General features: G+C 61.1%; 14 protein-coding genes. 8 read left to right on the top strand and 6 right to left on the bottom strand.

Translation table 11 applies throughout. The features are described from left to right. The first annotated feature begins 277 nt into the window (after nt 1-277). The 3 genes from E5675_RS01835 to E5675_RS01825 are packed head-to-tail and all read left to right on the top strand — an operon-like array spanning nt 278 to nt 6,999. Nucleotides 278-3,241, top strand: a complete 2,964-nt coding sequence (locus tag E5675_RS01835; RefSeq protein ID WP_037553330.1) for a TrlF family AAA-like ATPase — start codon at nt 278-280, stop codon at nt 3,239-3,241. 39 nt (nt 3,242-3,280) lie between these two features. Next, nucleotides 3,281-4,066 carry a hypothetical protein gene (locus E5675_RS01830; RefSeq protein WP_037553329.1) on the top strand — a complete coding sequence of 262 codons (786 nt, stop codon included), beginning with the start codon at nt 3,281-3,283 and terminating at the stop codon, nt 4,064-4,066. Beyond that, a complete protein-coding gene (locus E5675_RS01825) occupies nt 4,063-6,999 on the top strand; it encodes an SEC-C metal-binding domain-containing protein (RefSeq protein ID WP_197411522.1) in 2,937 nt (978 codons plus the stop codon). Before E5675_RS01830 ends, E5675_RS01825 begins: the two co-directional genes overlap by 4 nt. Before the next feature lie 10 nt (nt 7,000-7,009). Here E5675_RS01825 and E5675_RS01820 read toward each other — a convergent pair whose 3' ends face one another. From E5675_RS01820 to E5675_RS01805, 4 genes are all read right to left on the bottom strand, one after another. Next, the gene (locus E5675_RS01820) at nt 7,010-7,726 is read right to left on the bottom strand and encodes an SDR family NAD(P)-dependent oxidoreductase (protein ID WP_037553328.1); all 717 of its coding nucleotides are present in this window, start codon (nt 7,724-7,726) and stop codon (nt 7,010-7,012) included. A gap of 52 nt (nt 7,727-7,778) precedes the next feature. Beyond that, on the bottom strand, nt 7,779-8,651 hold the full coding sequence (locus E5675_RS01815; RefSeq protein WP_235211415.1) for an antitoxin: 873 nt from the start codon (nt 8,649-8,651) through the stop codon (nt 7,779-7,781). 35 nt (nt 8,652-8,686) lie between these two features. Then, on the bottom strand, nt 8,687-9,784 hold the full coding sequence (locus E5675_RS01810) for a MarR family transcriptional regulator (protein ID WP_037553325.1): 1,098 nt from the start codon (nt 9,782-9,784) through the stop codon (nt 8,687-8,689). A gap of 163 nt (nt 9,785-9,947) precedes the next feature. Continuing rightward, entirely contained in the window at nt 9,948-11,024 is a 1,077-nt protein-coding gene (locus tag E5675_RS01805; protein ID WP_037553323.1) for a PIN domain-containing protein, read from the bottom strand. A 209-nt stretch (nt 11,025-11,233) separates the two neighbouring features. Here E5675_RS01805 and E5675_RS01800 point away from each other — a divergent pair, with 209 nt between their 5' ends. Continuing rightward, nucleotides 11,234-11,464, top strand: coding sequence for an EexN family lipoprotein (locus E5675_RS01800; protein WP_037553321.1), 231 nt, complete (start codon nt 11,234-11,236; stop codon nt 11,462-11,464). 6 nt (nt 11,465-11,470) lie between these two features. On the opposite strand, the gene E5675_RS01795 is transcribed toward E5675_RS01800, so the two are convergent. Together E5675_RS01795 and E5675_RS01790 are read right to left on the bottom strand one after the other, a co-directional pair. Beyond that, nucleotides 11,471-12,400 (bottom strand): HEPN domain-containing protein, encoded by a 930-nt coding sequence (locus E5675_RS01795; RefSeq protein WP_037553319.1) that lies wholly within the window; start codon nt 12,398-12,400, stop codon nt 11,471-11,473. Between the two features lie 83 nt (nt 12,401-12,483). Further along, nucleotides 12,484-12,807 (bottom strand): DUF736 family protein, encoded by a 324-nt coding sequence (locus E5675_RS01790; RefSeq protein WP_037553318.1) that lies wholly within the window; start codon nt 12,805-12,807, stop codon nt 12,484-12,486. 369 nt (nt 12,808-13,176) lie between these two features. Between E5675_RS01790 and E5675_RS01785 the strand changes: the two genes are divergently transcribed. The 4 genes from E5675_RS01785 (at nt 13,177) to E5675_RS01770 (ending at nt 17,733) form a co-directional block, all read left to right on the top strand. Beyond that, nucleotides 13,177-14,103: a lipid kinase gene (locus tag E5675_RS01785; protein ID WP_052181962.1), complete on the top strand. Its 927-nt coding sequence runs from the start codon at nt 13,177-13,179 to the stop codon at nt 14,101-14,103. A 203-nt stretch (nt 14,104-14,306) separates the two neighbouring features. After that, nucleotides 14,307-15,965 (top strand): hypothetical protein, encoded by a 1,659-nt coding sequence (locus E5675_RS01780; protein ID WP_037553316.1) that lies wholly within the window; start codon nt 14,307-14,309, stop codon nt 15,963-15,965. 206 nt (nt 15,966-16,171) lie between these two features. Further along, nucleotides 16,172-16,816, top strand: coding sequence for a sigma-70 family RNA polymerase sigma factor (locus E5675_RS01775; protein ID WP_136173115.1), 645 nt, complete (start codon nt 16,172-16,174; stop codon nt 16,814-16,816). Continuing rightward, nucleotides 16,813-17,733 (top strand): FecR domain-containing protein, encoded by a 921-nt coding sequence (locus E5675_RS01770; protein ID WP_052181960.1) that lies wholly within the window; start codon nt 16,813-16,815, stop codon nt 17,731-17,733. The genes E5675_RS01775 and E5675_RS01770 overlap by 4 nt, the downstream gene beginning before the upstream one ends. Nucleotides 17,734-17,760 lie beyond the last annotated feature (27 nt).

Below are 17,760 nucleotides of genomic sequence, written 5' to 3'. Positions count from 1 at the left end.
GACACTTTCCCGACCGTCGTCATCAGGAAGGGGAACCTGCTCCAGAACTTGCTCGGGGCCGGTCGGGGGAGAATCGGGATGCGGGTCGGGCGGTGCGCTTGCCATGACAGCTCCTATGGACGTTGCCACTGGGAAACGGCCGGCAAGTCCTGCGGTTCCGGCGAGCCCGAGCCGCCCTGCGATCAGGCCGCAGGCCCCGGCACAAAATAGATCCAAAATGGTTTGATCTGGCGGCGGCACTTCCGTTTCCCCCCTGTTGACGATAGCGTGCCGCGCCATGACCGTGGGGGAAGAGGAATCGATCGGACCGGGATCGTTGTGGCTGCGATGGGATCCGCACGTCCACGCCCCGGGCACGATCTTCAACGACCAGTTCAAGGGCGATTGGGAAGCCTATCTTGCCGCGATCGAGGGTGCGACGCCGGCGATCCGTGCGCTCGGTATTACCGACTATTACGGGCTTGAACTCTACAAGGAGGTTCGCGCGCGCAAGGAGCAAGGTCGCCTCAAGGACTGCGACCTGATCTTTCCGAATATCGAGCTTCGGTTCAGCGTGGGAACCGCGCGGTCGTGGATCAACGCCCATCTGCTCGTCTGCCCCGACGATCCCGATCATATCGAGCAGCTCACGCGCTTCCTTCAGCGCCTGACCTTCAAGACCACGACCGACACCTTCGCCTGTAATCCTTCGGAGCTGATCCGCCTGGGACGTTCGCTCAATTCCGAGCTGACCGATGATCGTTCAGCGCTTCGCCACGGCTCCGAACAATTCAAGGTAAGCTTCGATCAGCTCCGTGAAGAATATAAGGGGATGAGCTGGGCGCAGGAGAATATCCTGATCGCGGTCGCCGGCGCGAAGGGCGATGGGACATCGGGACTTCAAGATGGCGCAGACCAAGCTTTGCGCCAGCAGATTGAACATTTTGCTCACATCATGTTCGCGTCGAGCCCGGCGCAACGTGAATTTTGGCTCGGCCGAAAAACCAGTCGCGAGCATATCTGCGAGACCTACGGCGGGCTCAAGCCCTGCATGCACGGCAGCGACGGGCATTCTGTGGAACGAACGGGCGCGCCCGATGGCGACCGCTATACCTGGATCAAAGGTGCGGCGACATTCGACGGACTGAAGCAGGCCTGCATCGATCCCGAGGGCCGCGCTTACGTCGGGACCGAGGCGCCGCCCGCAGCTGCGCCGTCTGAGACGATCCACCGTGTGACCCTGACGAATGCGCCGTGGGCCCCCAATTCGGTGATCGATCTCAACCCGGGCCTCGTCGCGATCATTGGTGCGCGCGGGTCCGGCAAGACCGCGCTGGCCGACATGATCGCAGCGGGCTGCGATGCCCATGCCGACCAGCTCCCTATGCAGTCTTTCCTGGTTCGGGCGAGCGAATATCTCGACGATGCGACGGTGAAGCTCGATTGGGGCAATGGCGTTGTCACCGAACGCGGCCTCGATAATGCCGCGGCGGCATGGGACGGCTACGCCCGCGCTCGATACCTGACACAGCAGTTCGTGGAATCGCTCTGCTCACCGGAGGGAATGACCGATGGCCTGCTGTCGGAAGTCGAGCGCGTGGTCTTTGACGCCCACAGCCCGACCGAGCGAGAGGGCGCGGTCGATTTTGCGGACCTTCGCGACCTCAAGGCAGCCCGGTTCCGCGAGGCGCGACGCCGCGAAGAACAGAAGCTCGAGGAATTGTCCGACCGGATCAACATCGAGCTCGAGAAGCAATCTCAGATCGTGGCCATTCGGAAGCAGGTCGACGAGAAGAAGCTCAAGATCACCCAGCTCACCGAGGACCGCGGCAAGCTTGTCCGCAAAGGCAGCGAGGACCGGATCAAGCGCCTCGAGGCCCTGACCGAGGCGGCAAACGAAGTGCGCGCACGGGTTAGGCGCCTGACCAATCGCGAGCAGAAGTTGCTACTCGTCCAGGACGAGGTTTCGGACTTCCGGACCCATCAGGCGCCCGAAAATCTGCGCGATGCGCAAGAGCGCCACAAGGATGCCGGCATAGCCGGAGAGGCGTGGGACCCGTTTCTGACGCAGTACAGCGGCAATGTGGACGGCATCATCAACGACAACCTGTCCTCCACCCGGAAGAACCGTGACGGGTGGCGCGGGATCGATATCGCAATCACCGATCCAGCGACCCCGCTCATCGCCGACGATGCCGATCTGACGAGACTTCCCCTTGGCCGGCTCGATGCGGAAATCCGGCGGCTCGGCGATATCATAAACGTCGACAAGGAAACACGCGAACGGTTCAATTCCCTGTCGACGAAAATCACGACCGAGACCGAATTGCTCTCGGTCCTGCAGGACAAGCTGAAGGACTATGAGGGCGCAGAGGAGCGCGCCAAGGGCCTGCCTACGGAAAGGCAGTCAAGCTACCGGCGGATCTTCGAAGCGGTGTTTTCGGAACAGCAGGTCCTCAACGACCTTTACGCACCCATCCGGGCGCGAATGGACGAGACGGGCGGGACGCTCGGGAAGCTTGCATTCACCGTCACCCGCCGAGCAGACATGGCGGAGTGGGCAAAGCGCGGCGAGGATCTGCTGGACCTTCGCCGACAGGGCCCGTTCCGCGGCGAGGGCAAATTGCTCGAGGCCGCGAATGACGAGCTTCGCGGCGTTTGGGAGAGTGGGACCGCCGAAGAAGTGACCGAGGCGCTCAAAGACTTTCGCCAAAAATATCAGAAGAGCTTCTTCGAACATGCTCTCGCACAGCGCAGCGATGCCGCCGCATTCCGCGGCTGGCTCAAGCTGTTCGCGCGCTGGCTCTATGGCACCGATCATATCGAAGTCCGGTACAGCGTCGATTATGATGGGGTCGACATCCGCAAACTTTCGCCGGGCACGCGCGGCATCGTACTCCTGCTGCTGTACCTCGCGCTCGACAACGCAGATGAGCGGCCGCTGATCATCGATCAGCCCGAGGAAAATCTCGATCCCAAGTCGATCTATGATGAACTCGTCGGCCTGTTCCTCAAGGCCAAGGCGAAGCGCCAGGTCATCATCGTCACGCATAACGCCAATCTGGTGATCAACACCGACGCCGATCAGGTCATCGTTGCATCGGCCGGCCCGCATCCGGGGGATGGCTTGCCCGAGATCGCCTATGCGAGCGGCGGCCTCGAAGATGCACCGATCCGCAAGATGGTCTGCGACATTCTCGAGGGCGGGGAACATGCGTTTCGCGAGCGCGCACGGCGCCTGCGCGTTCGCCTGGAGCGTTAGTCTCGATATTTTGCACGGGCTCAAGGGGGAGCAAAACCAATGAGGAAAATCATTCTGGCTGCGGCGCTGATCTGCGCGCCGGGACTGGCGCAGGCGCAATCGGGCTGTGCAGCCTATACGGGCACCATGGTGCAGCCCCAGACCTTCGACCAGGCTATCGCGTCCATCAAGCCCGTCGCGCCGAAGGACGAATTCGAGACCAGCGATGCATACCGCGCCCGGCTCGCAGCAGCGGGCGGCTCCGGCCCCCTCATCATCTCGAAGAAGATCGAAGGCGCGGAATATCTGGCCTATAATGCCGATCTCGGAGCCTTCGAGGTGAAGTCCTACCTGTTCGACAATACGAACTTCAGCGCTTGGGACACCTTCTATTATGCAAAAGTCGAAAGTCCGAAGGCCAGCACCCTCAGCAACCTCGACGTGACGATTTCGAGCAGCGAGGTCACGACCGGCACCTATTCCGCGCAGAATGGCTTCGGGGCGAAGGCCACCATCAGCAAGATTACCCGGACCGAGAACGCGATCTTCGAGGGTGAACCGGCGCGCTATGGCGAAGAGCTTTTCATCGCCAACAAGGGTGGGGTCATCGGGACCATCCCCATGAGCGTCGCCGAAGCGCAAGCCTTCAAACCCCAAGCCAAGATTGCCTTTGTTGTCGTGCCGAAGCTCCCGAATGTCGTTCGCGCCACCTACCCCTATGGCAAGACGACGATCAGCAATCCGACCGATATCACGGTGAATTCGACGGTCCTGGTCGCCGACATTCAGTGCGGCCTGCTCATGGACGGGACGAACAAGGTCGTCGCAGCCTTCACGACACGATGACCGCGTCAGAAGATCCCGGAGACAATTCCGGTCATAATGCGGCCGATCACCGCGCGGAGGATGAGGCAGAACGCCCACAGCCGCCGGTCGACGAACTCCTCGTTCTCGACGAGCGCCAACTCATCCGGATCGAGGCCGTACACAGGGGTTTCCTCTACCAGCATCTTTTCGCGGCAGCGTGCCTTCTCCTCGCGGGAAAGGCGGGAGCCGAACATATCATCGTCGAGCGGGACGAGGACATTGAAGTCCAGCTTCCGGACGCCCGTATCTATGCGCAGGTCAAAACGCGGCAGGACGTCCTCAATCCCAGTGATATTTCAGGAGCACTAGAGCGTTTCGAGGACATACGTGCGGATCATCAGAACGGCCTGCGAGCTGGCGACGCGAGATTCGTGATCGCGACGAATGCGCCTCCGTCGCCAGCCCTGCTCAAGAAGATTGCCGCGGATGACTGGCCTGACGATGTCGAGCTGCATTGGCCAGGCGGTCCTGAGCCCTCCGACAATTGCCTGCCTCGACCTGCCGACAATGTTGCCGGTATGGCTGCATATTGCTCGGATCTCGCGGCGCAGCTGCCATTCGGGTTGCTCAGGCCGGAGACGCTGACCTGGAAGCTGGCCGCCATGGTCATGCTCGCATCCGCTGGCACGCCTCCGCGCGAGGATCACAGTTTTTCCCGCGAGGAATTGCCGGACCTGTTCGAGCAGCTCGTGGTCCAGATGCAGCAGCTTCCGGCGCCGCCCCCGGTGTACCGCGCCCAGGTCGACGAACCCGCCCTGCTAAGTGACCAGCCCGTCCGCATCATAGCGGGACTTTCGGGCTCGGGGAAAACCGCCTGGATGGCCGAGGCCGCGGTCCATGCTGCGCTCCCGGTCACCTATCTCGACGTTGGGGACACGCCGGGACCCGCGCTCGCGTCAGCGGTAGCGCGCGAAGTGGCGGCGAAGATGTTCGGTCGCTCCAACGACAAGCTCGGCGAAATTCTTCTGCCGGGCGCGAGCGGATTGGACATGGTGAGCGCGCTGAGCATCAAGCTCGGCGAAGACGGCCTTCACGCGGCTGTCGTCATCGATAACAGCCACCGCATTCCCGCGGCCGATATAGAGGCGCTGGTAGCACGGGGCCCCAATCTCCGATTTGTCCTGCTGAGCCAACCGGGTCGGCACATCGCCGAACTCGAAGCAGGACTAGATATTCAAGCCGAGACTCTGAACGGCTGGGACGAAGACACTATCGCGGCGGCAGTTCAAGATGCTGGTTGCCGTGCCGATTTCGGCGATTGCGAGCGGCTATCCAGAATTACCGGAGGCCTGCCATTTTATGTACTCAATGCGGCGACGATCGCGGCGCGCGAATATGGCGGCGACATTAGGGCCTTTTGTACGGATATCGAGCAGCAGACCAATATCGTCGAGACGGCTCAAGAGATTATCCTGAGGCGCGCGTTCGAAGGCTTGCCGCCGGTCGACAGAGAAACGATCGCGGTCCTGAGCCTCGCCGATGTCGCGCTCTCACGGGACGAAGCCAGTGCCTTGCTTCAAGCCGCATGCGACATCGACGCGAAGGCGGCCACGGCCCGGTTGCGCGCGCTTCCCGCAACGGGTGCGCTGGAATTATTCGGGAATAGCGGCCTAAAAATTCACGACGCGGTGAGGATACTCGGCAAAGCGGACGTCTCGGCAAAGGGTCAGGACTTCGAGCAGAAAGCCTTGGGCTCGCTGCAGCGGGTCATCGTAAGCTCGATCCGGACCAACTGGAGCCTCGCGAAGTTAGGACTGCTCATCCGTCTGTTCGGGCTTCTCGGTCAGGCGAGAATATTGGTGCAGTTTGCCACAGACGAATTGTTCCACGAACTCGGGGTCTGGCCGGAAATCGAACCCTATCTGCTGACGATCGCGGCCGATCCGAACGGAGATGCCGAGACAAGGCTGTGGGCGCTCGACGGCCTGGTCTTCAATGATCTGCGCGAGGGAGATTATGAGGCCGGCCGGGAGCGGGTCGACGAGATGGAATCGCTGCTGAGGGCGAACGAGCTCGGCGACGAGGAGTGGATGGCCTGGGGCATGAAGCGGATGTTGCTCTTGTCCGAGCTTGGCGACATTGATGGCGTCCGGGCCATGCTTGACGAAGTTTCGGATCGACTTCCCGACCAGCCCGAACATCTGCGCGTGTTTCGCTACAATCGCGCCCTCGCCCTCTTCAAGCTCGGCGACAACGATACAGCGGTAAGTGAGGCACTCGCCCTCATCGGCGAATATTATCGGGAGCTCGGGATCAGGCCCGACGATGTGATAGGACGGAACGCCCCCGAACTTCGGGAGCTTCTTCCCAAAGACGAAGATCTCACCGATCGGCTGAAACATCTGGCAGACAGTCACGATCTTTTCGCGCAGGCCTTGGGCCGGAAGAGCCAGCGATCTACTCTCGCACGCATCCATGCGATGAAATTCTACGAACTGTCGCAATCCTACCAGTCATTCGTCCGGGTTGGTCTCGATCTTGTCGAAGAACTGGTCTGGGTGAACGACTTCATAAGCGCCCGCGAGGCCTTCGAACGGAACATCTTCCCCATCTTGCAAGGCGCGGGCCTCGCGGGGCCCGTTCTCGAAGCTCGCGCTCTATATGCGGTGGTTCTTGCGTACTGCGGCGACCATGATGCGGCGGCGAACGAGGTCGAGCGGCTGCTGCCGTTCGAGGATGCGATGGATCCGAACCATCGCGCGGCATTCCAGGAGCAGAAGGCCATCATTCGCGAGGTTCGGCGCAAAGGCGGTCCCCCGCAGCGACAGGTTGTGATTCCTGCCCCTTTGCAGGCGCTGTTCGATCAGCGTCGCGGTGCCCCCAGGGAGGTTGAGCCGAGGAAAAAGGTCGGCCGCAACGAAAAATGTCCCTGCGGTTCTGGCAAGAAATACAAAATCTGCCACGGGCGATGATCGCGAGCGGCTAGAGTCGGTCGTAGATGGCGTTCGGCAGAAGTTTCATCAGGCCAGCGACGAGCCACCAGCGTTTGGTGACATAGGCATGAGACTTACGGGCGCGGATGGCGCCGTAGATCTGCTTCGCCGCCTTTTCAGGCGAAGCAACCCAGAAGAGTCCGTCACCCTTCGCCATCGCGGTGTCGACGAAGCCGGGCCGCACGTCGGTCGTTGCAATCGGCAGGCCCCGGCGCGCCATGTTCTGGCGTAGCGCCTCCATATAGTTGGAGACGAAGGCCTTGGACGCATTGTAGGCAGGCGCGTCGCCGCTTCCCCGCAATCCCGCGATCGACGAAATGGCCACCAGATGCCCCGTGCCTTGGGCGATGAAGTGCTGCATGCCGATATTGGCCGCGGCCGCGAAACCTTCGACATTCACCGCGATGGTCTCGCGTTCCGCCTCCCAGACAAGATCGGCATTTATGTGGCCGACCCCGGCACTGATCACCAGCAAGTCGAGCCCGCCAAGCCGCTCGATCAGGGCGGCGAGTCCGCGTTGCATCGCGGTCGTGTCGGCCACGTCGAACGCCTCGTAGATTATCGAACCGGAAGAATTGCCAGCGAGATTGGCGAGCAGGTCGCGGCGCCGACTGGTGACGCCAACCGAATAGCCATGATGCGAGAGCAGCATCGCCAGCTCTCGGCCGATCCCTGAACTCGCGCCGACTATGATCGCTTTGTTCACGGGCAAGCTCTTGGAATGCGCCGGAACGAAACTGCGATCACAGCCTTCGTCATCAGATTTCGAATGCCTTGAGGAAGTCGGCCATAATTTCCGCGGCATGTCGCTGCCGCAAGATCCGGGCGTTCAGCAGATCGGGGTCGGCCGAGACATCGGCTTCGTCGTCTTCGAAACTTGCCACGGCGACGGGCCCGTCGCGCAAATAGCTCTCGTCGGGATTGGGATCGCGGAAGCGAGCCGCCATGCGAGTAAGAGCCTCGCGTATCGCCTCGGCATGCGGACCGGTCAGTGCAGCCGCGAATGCGGATTGCGCCGCGCCGACGCCACCTTCCAGATTCTCGATGCAGTAGATCAGGTCGTGCGCATCCTTGCGCTCGAACCTCTGATCGAAAGCAAAGGCCTTGAGACAGGTGAAGGTGACGATATCAGCGTAGCGCACGACCTCGGTGGCACGGCCCTTACCGTTCAGCAGGTCCGCCGTGATTTCGACGGTCCCGTGATGGTCGAACACCATGGAAGCGTGGGGGATGTTCAACGCCGAGACATTTCCGTCCGAAGGAAGTTCCTTTACCTTGCCGCCTCCAAGTTCCGGCGAGTCCGCCAGAAACTCGAGGATCATCGTCGTGCCGTCCTCGATCTCGGCGCGCCACCGCCAGGATTGCTTCGCACCCTTTTCATTCTCGGCGCGCTCGAAGTTCATCGCCTTTAGATTTTCTTCTAGCGTACTGTAGGCTTCGGTCGTCGTGAGGATTCCGACGTCGACGACGATATCGACGTCACCCGTGCCCGCATGTTTCGGGACTTTCGGCGGCCTGGCGGTCACGAGATAGCGCGGCGCGAGTCCGCCGACGAGAAAGACCGAATCCTTCCATGGTCCAAGCCCGCGCAGGAGCGTGACCAGTACGCGCTCGCACGCGTCGGTGACCATGTCCTCATAGCCGCTGATCGTCTGTGGTTTGGGCATTATTTATCCAGACATTCGCTACGGAGGTGCATCGCCAATTCACGGGAACGGCCGGACGCCTGGAGCAGGTCGAGATAGACCTGCAGCGGCGGCGCATAGCAGACGCCATCGATCCGTTGGCCGACCGCGACATCGCGCCGGCTCTTCGCCTCGATGATACCGAGATTCCACCCCTCCGCCACGGGCCGGGCGTCGAGATTGAGCAGCGCCTCGATCAGCTTCTGCCCGGGCTCGATCCGGCAACGAAGCTGCGAGATGGAAGAAAGATAGGGGGCATAGATTTGAGCGGCTACCTCGCCGGTGACCGCATAGGCGGCTTTCGCCTCGTCGCACGCCTGATCAAGGCGCAGCGCCAGCGCCAGTGCGTCACTCCCTTTCGGGACATAGTAACGCCGCACTGTCGGCGCCTTCTGATCGCTCGCATAGCTGGTCCAAGCTTCGAGAAGGGGCCGTGCGGCGCGCAATCGACGCTGTTTCGACGGACCCGCCCCCTGCACATCCACCCACTCGCGCCGTTCGAGTTCCGTGAGGGTCTCGGAAGCCGTAGCGGGCGATACGCCGCTCGCATCGGCGAGATCCTTCACGCCCAGCCAGTCCTGCCGCCTCTCATAAATTTCATGGAGTGCGCGCGCCTTTTGCCCCTGAAAAATGGAATCGAATTTCTTCGTCCCTTTTTTCGGAGCCGGTTTATCGAGAAATATGAATGCCTTTTTCCCCGGAATATAAAGCGAGCCTCCGAGGTCGTAATATCCGACGCGCTCTTCCCGAAAAATCTCTCGAGCGCCCGGCGAGATCGCACGGGCGACAAAAAAAGGAATGATTTCCCGGTCGTCACCGGAATTGCTGAGATGGGCCTGATTATTCCGAAGCTGCCAGATTGCTTCGCGCACATCGCGCGGAAAAAGCTGCGCCTTGATTTCGACAAGCAATAAGAGCGGCTGGCGGCCGATATATGCGCCGATCAGGGCGTCGGCGCGGCCGCGAGGCCCGATTTCGACCTCATATCGCTCGATTTGCGCGTGCGACTGCGGCAGCGCCAAAAGCGCCTCCAAAAGCGCATCGAGCAATTCGCGCTGAGAATTTTCAAATTCGGCCATATTTTGTGCCCAGCAAAAATCACCCTAAAAGTGAATATTCGGAAAAACCTTGATATTTGCTGCGCAGAAAATTTGCATTAAAAAAATGGAAAAAATTTCATCTGAAATCTGGAAAGCGTCGAAACTGGCAACGCTCCGGTGGCGTCAACGAAGGATTTTGGCGTCACCGCGCCTCGAGGGTGATTTCACGCCTGCTGAACTGAGATGGCAATTTGATTTCGATATCGCCCGATGTGATAGCCCAATCGGTCGTCACCAAGGCTGGCTCTTCGCCACTATCGTCCTCGGACACCAGCACCTCAACATAAATAGCCGCGCTGGAAGTTGGACGAGCATGGTAAGTCCGAATATCCAAATCAGGCTCTCCCCGCCGCGAGATGACATACTCATGACCCGTCTCACGAACGTCGGCTTCGACCTCAGCCAAGACTTCGACCTCAAGGACAAAATCCTGTCCCTCCTCGGATTCGTCGACGAGAAACACGCTCGAAATCTCAAGATCGAAGAACTCGACATCTTCAACCTCGATATCGACACGGCGCGGACGATAGGAGTTAAGGCGTGCCCTCAGCCTTTCGAGCAGGGACGCGTCTCCACGGACATGCGCTTCAAGACGCTTCACCAACTGGGCTGACGCCAGAGCCAGCGAGAGAAGCTGGGCAACGGAGTCCAATTGGATCAGATCGTCCCGTCCCTCGCAGAATTTCACCAGGTCCGGATCCTTGCCAACCACATATATTCTGGGTCGACCGGGCCGGATCCAGGCGAGGAGGCTCGACAGCACAAAGGCGTCCGGAAACTCGCTCTTTTTTTTGCCCTCCCCAAAGGGCGCAGCACCAGCAAAATAATCGTCAAAAATCGCTTTGTGATCGGCAACAACGGGGATTTCGGTAAATTTTGCTGTCGCTAGGAATTCTCGAAAGCGCGCGTGAAGCAGTGCCTTCCGATCGGCTGGATCGGTATCACCAAAGGGACCGCTTTCTCCAAGCTGGCCAAAAATCGCGCCGTGCTTCTTCGCTGCTGCTTCCGCCTCCGCCAGCGCTTCCGAAAGTCTCGCTTCAACCTCCCGCGTGGTGATGGAAGTCGTGATCGGCTCGAGCGTGCTCTTCGACGCTAGATCGATCAGGCTGGACCAAGTTCGCGATTGCCAGTCGAGACCCGCCGCACGAAAAGCCTCGGTATCGATGAAAGCATATGGTGTGACGAGGCGCTGTCCGCGCGGTGCTGGTGGTTCGCTCATCGTTGCAAACTAGCTTTTGCGACGGATTTCCTCAATCGTTCCCTTGAGCCTCGCCGCCCAATGCGACGCTTGAGAGAGAGCTAAGAATGGCGCAAAACTGGCTCACATAGGCCGATGGACGGAGAACTAGCCTCAATTTGGTTCTAAATCTCAAATCGCCACTGCATGGACCGGGTCGCCGACGCTAGAGTTGATCGTCGGAGGTGACGATGATCATTTTCAAGATGCTGGCGATCGCCAGCCTGACGATCCTGACAGCATGTGCTCCGCCGGAGCCACGCAGCGTTCAATATTTCGAGGCCAATCTCGATGAGGCACGCGACGTCGTCCAAAGCTGCACGGCGGGCGACAAGCGCGGCGATGAATGCAGCAATGCCAATGTCGCGGTCGAGACTGCCGAGGGAAAGGCCAAATTCGAGCGGTTCCGCGGGAAAAAGTAGCGGGTCTCAACCTGCCTGACGCGCTGTTGTCTCAAGCTCAGCGATGCGGTCACGGCAAATAGTCTCGACGATACCGGCGAGATGCTGAACCCGCGCGCCGAGCCATTCCAGTTCGTCGGCGGTGATCGCGTAATGCTTCGAATAGCGCGCCTTGATGTACGCTTCCTTCAACTTTTCGAACCGCGACCGGTCGGCCTTAACTTCTCGCGGCCATGCCTCGATCAATCGATCATCGATCCGCTCGGCTTGGGTGCGCAGGAAAACAAGATTATGGATGTGCGGCGTGTGGAAAGTGCATACCAATAAGATGCAGTGGTAATATCGTTCCGTCGCCTGATGAAGCTGAAAGGCCGCATTGTTCAACCAACCTGCAGCGACAGCGCTTCGATAGTGATGAAGAAACTGCGCTCCGCTAGGATACCACTCATCAAAATACTCGCGCGCCATCTCGAGCGCCGCATGCGGCGTCATCGGCTTGGGTTCTGCGAGCTCCTTCCCGTCGGCCTCGTACAGCGCGATCCCGTCACGAGCGACGTCGATGAAGAAATAGCGACCCTGCGTCAGTCCGGCATTCACCTCGTCGAGACTGTGAACGATGAAATTCACCGGCGTGCGGAGCCGCTTCGTTACCGACAGCTCACGAATGAGCCGGTCGTCGAGCTTCGACCAATAGTCCGCCCGATCGGTCAGCCGCTTGTCGTTGACGATGATCAGCAGGTCATAGTCCGACTGATAGCCCTTCGCCGTGTGCGGCTCGTCGACCCACCCACCCCGTGCATAGCTGCCGTAGAGGATGATCTTGGAAATCCGGCCCTTGCGCTTCCAGTCCTGCGTCGCGAGCGCCAGCGCATCCTCGAATTCCTCGAAGATGATCTCGACGACGCGCTCGATCTCGCGTTGCTTGTGCGGGGGAAGATGTTCGAGGCTGCTCTGCATTGGGGTCACCCTAACAAGGTGGCGGCACCCTTGCACCCGGAAGATTGTTCCGATGCGCAAGGATGCCGCAAGATGGCCGCCGCTCAGTCGGCGGGTGTCCAGATGATCGCGAAAACATCGTCGCGATCCTGCCCCGCGGCCCGCCCGAGATTGGCGTAGATGCGCCGCGGCCCGAACTCGGGGGTCGCGAGCGAGAGCGAGACATAGGGACGCCCCGATTGCTCGGCGACGCGAATCCAGCCGGCTCCGATCTCGACGCCATCGGACCAAACGCGATAGTCGGGCTGCACATCGCTCGCCTTGCCGCGGTTGGGGCGTATCTCGATCGGTGCCTTGATCGACAGCGTGATGAGCTGGCCCACAAAGCCCTTCTCGATGCTGCCGCTGACGATGCCGATGCTCGCCATGTCGATACTCCTGCTGATTTGCCCGGGACCATCCCGGGCGTGCAGCCGGGCGGGTCGGCGGCTTGAGGCGCTTGCGCACCCGAAGGGCCGAAGCGCAGCGGAGGAGTGAGGCTACGCCTCGCTTGCGCGGGCGCCGCCGCCGACCAGATTGGCGGAGCGCTCTTGGGTGGGACCGGTCGAACTTCGAAAATGGAAGAGCGATCAGGGCGAGCGATCGCGCCAAGGATATGACGAAGCCGAAAAGGGAGCTGCATCGATACGGATGCTTCCCGGCCTCGTCGCGGCGATATATAGGCCTGCTCTATCGGGCGTGGTTCTTCTGAAGGCACGCGCTCGACGGTCGTAACTCTGCTGAACAGGATCGTGTCGATGCCGTGGCCCAAAGGTACGCGCGCCCTCGTGCTGCACAATGCAAAGGCGCGGCAGGGCGAGCAGGCGCTCGTTCCCGTTCGCGAGCGCCTCGCTGCCGGCGGCCTTCTGGTGACGGTCGAGCCGTTCGAGAGCTTGCCCGAAATTGCACGCGACGTGACACGCTTGCATCAGACCGCCGATATCATTGTCGTGTGCGGCGGCGACGGTTCGATCTCATCCGCCGCGCCCGCGGTGATCGAGAGCGGCCTGCCGCTGGGAATCATTCCCGCCGGAACCGCGAATGACTTGGCGCGCACCCTGTCGATCCCGCTCGACTTCGCGGCGGCGGCCGACGTCATTGTCGAGAGTCACAGCCGACGGATCGATGTCGGCATGGTCAATGGCCATGCCTTCTTCAATGTCGCGAGCATCGGGATCAGCAGCGAACTTGCGCAGAAGCTCGACCCGGCGATCAAGAAAAGGTTCGGCCGCCTCGGCTATGCCGTCGCCGCGCTGCGGGTCATCCTGGCTGCCCAGCGGTTCCGGGCGAGGATCAGGGAGAAGGGCGAGTCGAGGACCGTCAGCACCTATCAGGTCGCGATCGGCAACGGGCGTCTCTACGGGGGAGGTAATGTCGTAGAAGAGAATGCCGCGATCGACGACGGCACGCTCGATCTTTATAGTCTCGAGGTCAAAAACCTCTGGAAGCTCGCCCTCATGCTTCGCGCCTTCCGGTCCGGCACGCATGGCGCGTGGAAGGAAGTGCGCACCGCCAAATGCGTCGAGTTCGATATCGAGACGCGGCGGCCGATGCCGGTGAACACCGACGGTGAGATCGTCACCGCGACGCCTGCGCATTTCCGCGTCTTGCCTCGAGCGATATCGGTGCTCGCCCCGTGCGAATGCCCGACCACCGCACGGCAATTCCCGCTCTACCATCACTGACCGAGCGAAGGCCCAGCGCAGTTGCGGCTGCAGCGTGCGGCGACGATTTTCAGTCGTTCGAAATGGCTCTGTGACATCGCGCCGCGCGGACGTCCAAAAATCGTCTCGTTAAGTATTTGAAAAATTTGAGTTCATATCGAAGGTTGAAAAACGAGGAGGCACAGGGTAGTTAAATTAATAAATTAAGCAGTGTGACATCGACCATGACCACCATCGCGCAATATCTTTCAGAGCATGGCCCATCGCGCTCGTCGCTGATTGTCGAGGCGCTCGTCGCTGCCGGAGCGAGCCCAGAGGCAGCGCGCCAGCGCGTCGCTCGGGTCGCAAAACCGATACGCCGCTTTCCAGTCCCGATGCTGCCCAAGCGCGAAGCCTTTCTCTATCTCGACAAGGATCGGAACAGCGAACGCTTCTGGCAGAATTTCATTCGCGACATGCGCGCGACCAATTCGGTCTTCGCTGCATCGGTCGATGGCATGATCGCACGCGGCGGCCTCATCCGTGCCGACCAATTCGCGTCGATCAGCGGCGCGACGGTCATCCCGCAGCGCGGACAGCTGCCGGTCGAGACGGTCGCGCAACGCCTGATCGCCGCAGGGTTCATCAAGGAAATACATAATATCGACCACGGCCGATGTTTCGAGCTCGCGCCGTCGCTGGCTTTCGGCACGCCTGCCGGACTAAGGGCCCGCGACCTCACAGAGGGGATTCTGCTCGACGGAATGCGCGAATGGGCGAGGAAGATCGGATTTGCGAGCTACAATCTGATCCGCATCCGCGGCGACGAAGAACTCCAGCCCATCGGCCCCTTCGCCTTCGATTTCGCCGGCCCGAGCTACCTGCTTCCGCTCCAGGGTCCCGGCGGCAAGCCCGGCTTCATTGTCGCCGACGTGTTCGCTGAGGGGCGGCTTACCGCCGACGAAATCCAGTTCTTCATCCGCAAGGCGAGGATGCTCAAGGCGACCCTCAAGAATATCGGGGTGTTGTCGATCATTGTCGCGGAAGAATTTACCGGCGAAGCAATGAAGGCTGGCCATGCCGCGGGCGTGATGCTCGCCACGCCGAAAGATCTGTTCGGCAAACGGGTTGGGGTGGCGATTGCGTCACTATGCGAAGTCCTAAAAAATGCCGCCAAATATGCATCGTCCAGTCCTGAGCGGCTCACATACCTCCTCGACAATTTGCTCGACATCGAGGGACGCAGCCTCAACCTGCGCGGCATCCTATTCGAGTTAGTGGTCGGCTACCTCGCCCGGCGAAGCGCTATCTCTATCGATATGGGGGTTACCGCGCGAAATCCTGCGACCGGCCAGACCGCGGACATAGACGTTCAGGCCATCACCCAGCAGTCGAGCGCGGTGACAGCGATCGAATGTAAAGGCAAAGAGCCCGGCGGATCACTGTCGCGCGCTGAGGTCGAAATCTGGCTCAAAAAGATTCCGATCTTTCGTGCGCACTATGCGAACCATGCCGCCCTACGAGAAGCCGAACATCGCTTCGAGATATGGACGAGCGGAACGATCGATGCCGACGCTCTCTATCTTCTCAAGGAAGAAAAGGCCAAGCGGTCCAAGGCGCCGATCGACTGGAAGGACGGGGATGCGGTTCTTGCGTTGGCGCGTGCCGGAAAGGAAAAGGGTATCGCCGACGCGCTCAACCAACATTTTTTCAAACACCCGTTCGCCGAGGTCGGCAAGACGCTCGCGGCCGAAAATCCTCCAGAGTTCAATTTCCCGTCGTTCATGATGCCTGCTTTCAAGCCAGACACGGGACCCGGCCCCTCGGGGCTGCCCGCCCTTCCCGACCTTTCGGGGATGGTCACCGAATGCTCACTCGACGACGAACTAAAGGGCGCGAAATAGCCTCGCGGTCCGCAGGAATTTGACTCGATCTGGACCTATCTCCGCACAGCCGGCTTGCAAGCGACAGGGGCAAAGCTATGCTTTGAGGTGCATCGGGCAAGGCGCACGGTGCCAGGCGTGAGAACCTGCTTAGCTTAGTTTTCCTATTCCATCCTGCCGGGTGGCCGCTGCGCATGTCCAAGCCCTCGGGCTAAAGGCGGCGGCGCTTGTTCGCTAAGCAAGTTCTCAACGCCCGGCTTGCCGCCTTCGTCCCGAACGGGAAGGCGGCAGGTATGGACTTCGAGGACAAGGACAGCGAGCGACCGGGTATTGCCGGCGGCGACCCCTTGCCGCCAGAGGATTGGGAGCGCTTCGGCCGATCGGCGCGCATCGAGGCGATCTACTCCGAACACCGCCCCCAAATAACCCGCTTCTTCAAGAGCCGCGCGCCGACCCAAGATGTCGGCGACCTTGTGCAGGAAGTCTTCAGCCGCTTTGCGAGCGCGCGCGGCGGCCTCGCTGCGCTGGTCGAAGGCCCCGGAGCCTATCTCGTGAAGAGCGCCCGGATGCTCCTCGCCGAATATGGTCGCGCCGACGGGCGCCGTCACCGGTCGCAGCACGACAGTTTCAGTGACGAGCATGAGGGAGCGAGCGACCCGCACGCCGCGCTCGAAGCGCGCGACGTCCTTCGCCGGGCAGAAAGAGCCATTTCGAGGCTATCTCCGCTCACGCGCGAGATTTTCCTGATGCATCGCTTCGAAGGACTACGCTATCCCGAGATCGCTCGAATCAAGGGAATCAGCGTGAAGACGGTCGAAAGCCACATGACCAAAGCCCTTGCCGCCATCAAGCGCGCGCGGGGTAAGCAGTGAGCCGCGCCGAAAGCGAAGCCACCGCCTGGCTCGACAAGATGATGGGCCCCGATGCCGACCAGCACCGGGCGGCGTTCGACGAATGGCTGGCCAAGCCGGACAACGCCAAGGCCTATGACGAAGCGCGCGACAATTGGAACTGGTCTGCGGCGATGTCGCCGTCCCGGATCGAGGCCGATGTTCGGGCCGATGCCCGGGAGCGTGAACCCGGCGGGCGGCGATGGGCTTTTGCCACAATTCTCGCTGCGGTGATCGCGGTCGGGTTCGCCTGGTATCTGGTCGGCCGCGACAGCGATCAGCCGATCATCGCCACCAATTCGGCGCAAGGCGAGAGCCAGCTCGCCGACGGGACGCGCGTGACGCTGATGGACGGCGCCCGCATCGAGACGCGCTTCTCGGACGGCGAACGCCGCGTCATTCTGTATGACGGCCGAGCCAGGTTCGAGGTCGCACACGACGCGTCGCGTCCCTTTCTCGTCGAGGCCGGAGATTCGGTCACGCGCGCGCTCGGCACCATCTTCGAGGTCGATCTCCGCGCGGATGTTCCGCGCATCGCGCTGGTCGAAGGCTCGGTCGAAGTGCGGCGCCTCGAAGGCGGAAAGGCACTTCGCCTCCGCCCCGGCGAACGCGCCGAGGTCAGGTCGACCGGCCCCCAGACGATCAAGAGCGAGGAGGCGAACGCCCCGGCCAAATCACTGTGGGCCGACAATCTCCCGCTTGGCGCGATCCTCGACCGCGCTGGCCGCGAGAATGGCGTCAAGATCAGCTTGGCCGATCCGGCGCTGGCATCGCTGCAGGTGACGGGACGCTTCGACATGACCGATGCCCGGAAACTTGCGCTGAAGCTCGGCGCCGCGCTCGATCTCAAGGTCGAGTTCGGTGCGAACGGACCGATTCTCGGCGCGAAATCCGAGTAGGACACCCAAGAAAAACCCATAGGGTGT

The sequence above is a fragment of the Sphingopyxis sp. PAMC25046 genome (assembly GCF_004795895.1).
Lineage (GTDB): Bacteria > Pseudomonadota > Alphaproteobacteria > Sphingomonadales > Sphingomonadaceae > Sphingopyxis.
The sequence above is the reverse complement of the archived record's forward strand: the minus strand, read 5'-3'. Positions and strand labels throughout refer to the sequence as shown.